Consider the following 5981-nt stretch of genomic DNA (forward strand, 5'->3'; position numbering starts at 1 on the left):
GCGGTGTAAACGATCGAGCCACCTTCGGCCACGGAACCGGTCGCACTCAACGACATATTTGTAGTGTCGGCAACGTCGGTGACTGAAGTCGAAACCGGTGTTTTGTCCGCCACCAGATCTTCGAAATTGCCGCCAGTTACGCCAGTGATCGAGTTGGTGATCGGAGCGTTGCCGGTCAGCGCATCGTTCGCAGCAACAGCAGTTGCAGTGCCAGTAGTCTGACCGACGCCGATGGTGATGGTCTGACCGTTGGCCAGAGTCACGACCACAGGCGAGCCGGTGACCGGCGCGCCGACGGTGGCGGTGTAAGTCACGGTGCCGCCTTCAGCGACCGAAGTATCGGCAGTCAGTTTGACGGTCGAAGTGTCGATGGTATCGGTGACATTGGTCACCGCTGGAACCGCGCTTGGCACCAGGTTCTCGAAGTTACCCCCCGTAGCACCCTCGATGGTCACTTCGACTTTGCCGGCATCTTTATAGACGTCATCTTTCGGTGCGTCGACGATCACGGTGCCGGTGGTTTTGCCTGCGTCGATGGTGATGGTGGCGCCGTTCGACAGGGTCACGGTGACCGGTGTGCCGGCCGGGTTGGTCAGGGTTGCGGTGTAGGTGATCTGGCCGCCTTCGGCGACCGAATCGCTGGCGCTCAGGTTCAGGTTGGTGGTGTCGGTGGTGTCGGAAACCACGGTGTCTGCGGACTTGCCGTCGACCAGCAGTTTTTCGTAATTGCCACCGGTGGCGCCATCAATGGTCACGCTCAACGAGCTGCCGCCCGCCAGCGGGCTGTTCGGCGCGACGTAGTTGACGCTGCCGGTGGTTTCGCCGACCGCGATGGTGATGGTCTGGCCGTTGGACAGGCTGACGGTGACCGGCGAACCGGTCACTGGCGCGCCCACGGTGGCGGTGTAAACCACGGTTTCGCCTTCGGCGACGTTCGCAGTGGCGCTCAGCGACACGGTGGTGGTGTCGATGGTGTCGTTGACTGTGGTCACCGCCGGCGCTGTGCTGGTGACGAGGTTTTCGAAGTTGCCGCCGGTTGCGCTCTGGATGGTCGCTTCAACGCTGCCGGCGTCTTTATAGACGTCGTCTTTCGGTGCATCGACGGTCACGGTGCCGGTGGTTTTGCCGGCCTCGATGAGGATAGTCGCACCGTTCGACAGGGTCACGGTGACCGGTGTGCCAGCGGCGTTGCTCAAAGTCGCGGTGTAGGTGATCTGGCCGCCTTCGTTCACCGCGCCGGTCGCGCTGAGCGACAGGTTGGTGGTGTCGACGGTGTCGGTCACGGTGCTGCTGACCGGGGTCTGGTCGGCAACGAGGTTTTCGAAGTTACCGCCGCTGACGTTGGTGATCGAGTTGGTCAGCGGCGCGTGGCCGGCGAGTACGTCGTTCGGCGCGGTGGTGCTCACGCTGCCGCTGGTCTTGCCGACTTCGATAGTGATGTTCTGACCATTGGCCAAGGTGACGACCACAGGCGAACCGGTGACCGGCGCGCCGACGGTGGCGGTGTAGGTGACGGTGCCACCTTCGGCCGCGGTTTCGGTGGCGGTCAGTTTGACCGTCGAGGTGTCGACGGTGTCGGTGACATCGGTAACCGCTGGCGTGGTGCTTGGCACCAGGTTTTCGAAGTTGCCGCCAGTGGCGTCCTTGATCGTGACTTCAACTTTTCCGGCGTCTTTATAGACGTCGTCGGCAGGTGCCGGAACGGTGACGGTGCCGGTGGATTTGCCAGCCTCGATGGTGATCACCGCGCCGTTGCTCAGATTCACGGTCACCGGGGTACCGGCCGGGTTGCTCAGGGTCGCGGTGTAGACAATCGAACCGCCCTCGGCCACGGAGCCGGTCGCGGACAGCGACAGGTTGGTGGTGTCGGCGACGTCGGTTACCGAGGTCACCGCCGGGGTTTGGTCGGCGACGAGATTTTCGTAATTGCCACCACTGGCGCCGTCGATTTTCACGCTCAGGGTGTTGCCGCCGGCCTGTGCATCGTTCGGCGCGGTGAAGTTGACGCTGGCGCTGCTGGCGCCGACCGGAATGGTGATGGTCTGGCCGTTGGACAGGGTCACCAGCACTGGCGAACCGGTGACCGGGGCGGTCACGGACGCGGTGTAGACAACCACGCCGCCTTCTATCGCGCTGGCGCTGGCGGTCAGCGAAACCGTGCTGTTGTCGATGGTGTCGGTGACATCAGTTACCGCAGGAGTCTTGTCGATCACCAGGTTTTCAAAGTTGCCGCCGCTGGTCTTGGTGATGCTCGCATCGACCTTGCCGGCGTCCTTGTACACGTCATCGGCGGGGGCGGCGATGGTTGCGCTGCCGGTGCTCGCGCCCTTGGCAATGTTGATCACCGCGCCGTTGCTCAGGGTCACGCTCATGGCGGTGCCGGCCGGATTGCTCAGGGTCGCGGTGTAGACGATCGAGCCGCCCTCGGCAACGCTGCCAGTGGCGCTCAGGCTGATGTTGGTGGTGTCGACGGCGTCGGTGACTTTAGTCACCACAGCCGAACGATCGGCCTCGACGCGCTCGAAATCGCCGCCGCTGTGGCTGGCGATCGCCGTCCGCACGTTGCTGCCATCGATGTACGGCGTATTGGCGGGCGCCGGGAAATTCACCGAACCGCTGGTAGCACCGGCAGCGATGTTGATCACCGCGCCGTTGGCCAGGGTCACGGTCATTGCAGTACCGGCCGGGTTGCTCAGGGTCGCGGTGTAGGTGATCTGGCCACCTTCGCTGACGGTATCGCTGGCGGTCAGGGTCAGTGCGGTTGTGTCGACGGTGTCGTTGACCGTGGTGCTGACCGGAGTCTTGCTGACGTCGAGTTTCTCGAAGTTGCCGCCGCTGGCGTCGGTCATGGTTACGGTGAGCTTGCTGACGTCCTTGTAGACGTCATCGCTCGGTGCGGCGATCGTCACCGAACCGCTGGTCTTGCCGGCTTCGATGGTGATGGTCTGGCCGTTGCTCAGGTTGACGGTTACCGGCGTTTGCGCGGCGTTGGTCAGCGTTGCGGTGTAAGTGATCGAAGAGCCTTCGAGCACATAGCTTTCTGCGCTGAGGGTCAGGTGCGTGGTGTTGACCGTGTCGGCAACGTTGGTCACCGCAGGCGTAGTGCTCGGCACCAGATTTTCGAAGTTGCCGCCGGTGGCGTCCTTGATGGTGACTTCGACTTTGCCGGCGTCTTTGTAGACGTCATCGGCAGGTGCCGGAACGGTCACGGTGCCGGTGGTCTTGCCGGCTTCAATGGTGATGACCGAGCCGTTGCTCAGGTTGACGGTGACCGGCGTACCGGCCGGGTTGCTCAGCGTCGCGGTGTAGGTGATCTGCCCGCCTTCGTTGACGTTGCCGGTGGCAGTCAGCGCGACGCTGGTGGTGTCGACGGTGTCGGTCACGGTGGTGCTGACCGGGGTCTTGTCGGCGACCAGATTTTCGAAGTTGCCGCCGCTGACGTTGGTGATCGAGTTGGTCAGCGGTGCGTGACCGATCTGCACGTCATTCGATACCGGGGCGGTGACGCTGCCGGTGGTCTGGCCCACGGCGATGGTGATGCTCTGGCCGTTGGCCAGGGTCACGACAACAGGCGTGCCGGTGACGGGCGCGCCGACAGTGGCGGTGTAGGTGACGGTTCCGCCTTCCGCGACCGAGGTGTCGGCGGTCAATTTGACCGTCGAGGTGTCGATGGTGTCGGTGACTTGAGTGACCGCTGGCGTGGTGCTCGAGACGAGATTCTCGAAGTTGCCGCCGGTGGCGCTGGTGATGGTGGCCTGCACGGAGCCTGAGTCTTTGTAGACGTCGTCGGACGGAGCCGGGAAGGTCACATTACCGCTGGTTTCGCCTGCCTGGATGGTGATGACGGCGCCATTCGACAAGGTCACCGTCACTGGCGAGCCAGCAGCATTGGTCAAGGTCGCGGTGTAAGTGATCTGGCCGCCTTCAGCCACGGAAGCGGTCGCGCTCAGCGACAGATTGGTGGTGTCGGCCACGTCGGTGACGGTGGTCGAAACTGGAGTATTGTCCGCCACCAGGTTTTCGTAGTTGCCACCGGTTACGCCAGTGATCGAGTTGGTCAGCGGAGCGTTGCCGGTCAAGGCATCGTTCGGTGCAATGTAGGTGATGGAGCCAGTGGTCTGGCCGACGGCGATGGTGATGTTCTGGCCGTTGGCCAACGTCACGACCACAGGCGAACCGGTGACTGGCGCGCCGACGGTGGCGGTGTAAGTCACGGTGCCGCCTTCGGCAACCGAGGTGTCTGCGCTCAGCTTCACCGTCGAGGTATCGACGGTGTCAGTGATTTCGGTCACTGCTGGCGTAGTGTTCGGCACCAGATTTTCGAAGTTGCCGCCGGTGGCGTCCTTGATGCTGACTTCGACCTGGCCGGCGTCTTTGTAGGCGTCATCGGCCGGCGCTGGAACGGTAACGGTGCCGGTGGTTTTGCCGGCATCAATGGTGATCACCGAACCGTTGCTCAGGGTCACGGTTACCGGGGTGCCGGCCGGATTCGTCAGCGTGGCGGTGTAGGTGATCTGGCCACCCTCGGCCACAGAACCGGTGGCGCTGAGGCTCAGGCCAGTGTCATCGACCGAGTCGGTAATCGTGGTAACGGCTGGCGTGGTGCTTGGCACCAGGTTTTCGAAGTTGCCACCGGTAGCGCCAGTGATGGTGGTGCTGACGGTGCTGCCATTGTTGTAAACGTCATTGGCCGCAGTCGGCACGTTGACGGTGCCGACGGTCTCGCCGGCAGCAATGGTGATGGTCGAACCGTTCGACAGGGTGACGGTAACCGGGGTTTGTGCCGGATTGGTCAGGGTCGCGGTGTAAGTGATCTGACCGCCTTCAACGATGTTATTGGTCGCAGTCAGCGTCAGGCCGGTGTTGTCGACCGAATCGGTAATCGTGGTGACCGCAGGCGTGTTGCTTGGCACCAGGTTTTCGAAATTGCCACCGGTTGCGCCAGTGATCGTGGTGCTGACGGTGCTGCCATTGTTGTACACGTCATTGGCCGCAGTCGGCACGTTGACGGTGCCGACGGTCTCGCCGGCTGCAATGGTGATGGTTGAGCCGTTCGACAGAGTGACGGTAACTGGCGTCTGCGCTGGATTAGTCAGCGTTGCGGTGTAAGTGATCTGACCGCCTTCAACGATGTTGTTGGTCGCGGTCAACGTCAGACCGGTGTTATCAACCGAATCAGTGATCGTGGTAACGGCTGGCGTGGTGTTTGGCACCAGGTTTTCGAAGTTGCCGCCGGTAGCCCCGGTGATCGTCGTGCTGACGGTGCTGCCATTGTTGTAAACGTCATTGGCCGCAGTCGGCACGTTCACGGTCCCGACGGTTTCGCCAGCCGCGATGGTGATGGTCGAGCCGTTCGACAGGGTGACGGTAACCGGCGTCTGCGCTGGATTAGTCAGCGTGGCGGTGTAAGTGATCTGACCGCCTTCAACGATGTTGTTGGTCGCAGTCAGGGTCAGGCCAGTGTCATCGACCGAATCGGTGATGGTGGTGACCGCAGGCGTGTTGCTTGGCACCAGGTTTTCGAAGTTGCCGCCGGTAGCGCCAGTGATGGTGGTGCTGACGGTGCTGCCATTGTTGTACACGTCGTTGGCCGCAGTCGGCACGTTGACGGTACCAACGGTTTCGCCAGCCGCAATGGTGATGGTCGAGCCGTTCGACAGAGTGACGGTCACCGGGGTTTGTGCCGGATTGGTCAGTGTCGCGGTGTAAGTGATCTGACCGCCTTCAACGATGTTGTTGGTCGCAGTCAGGGTCAGGCCAGTGTCATCGACCGAATCGGTGATGGTGGTGACCGCAGGCGTGTTGCTTGGCACCAGGTTTTCGAAGTTGCCGCCGGTAGCGCCAGTGATGGTGGTGCTGACGGTGCTGCCATTGTTGTACACGTCGTTGGCCGCAGTCGGCACGTTGACGGTACCAACGGTTTCGCCAGCCGCAATGGTGATGGTCGAGCCGTTCGACAGAGTGACGGTCACCGGGGTTTG

1 protein-coding gene is annotated in these 5981 nt (G+C 62.3%); it reads right to left on the bottom strand.

Translation table 11 applies throughout. The features are described from left to right. A partial coding sequence (locus tag D8U71_RS08145; RefSeq protein WP_347233377.1) for an immunoglobulin-like domain-containing protein occupies nt 1-5981 on the bottom strand: 5981 nt, incomplete at both ends.

Origin of the sequence: Pseudomonas sp. Sample_21 (assembly GCF_004307525.1) — a bacterium.
GTDB classification, from domain to species: domain Bacteria; phylum Pseudomonadota; class Gammaproteobacteria; order Pseudomonadales; family Pseudomonadaceae; genus Aquipseudomonas; species Aquipseudomonas atacamensis.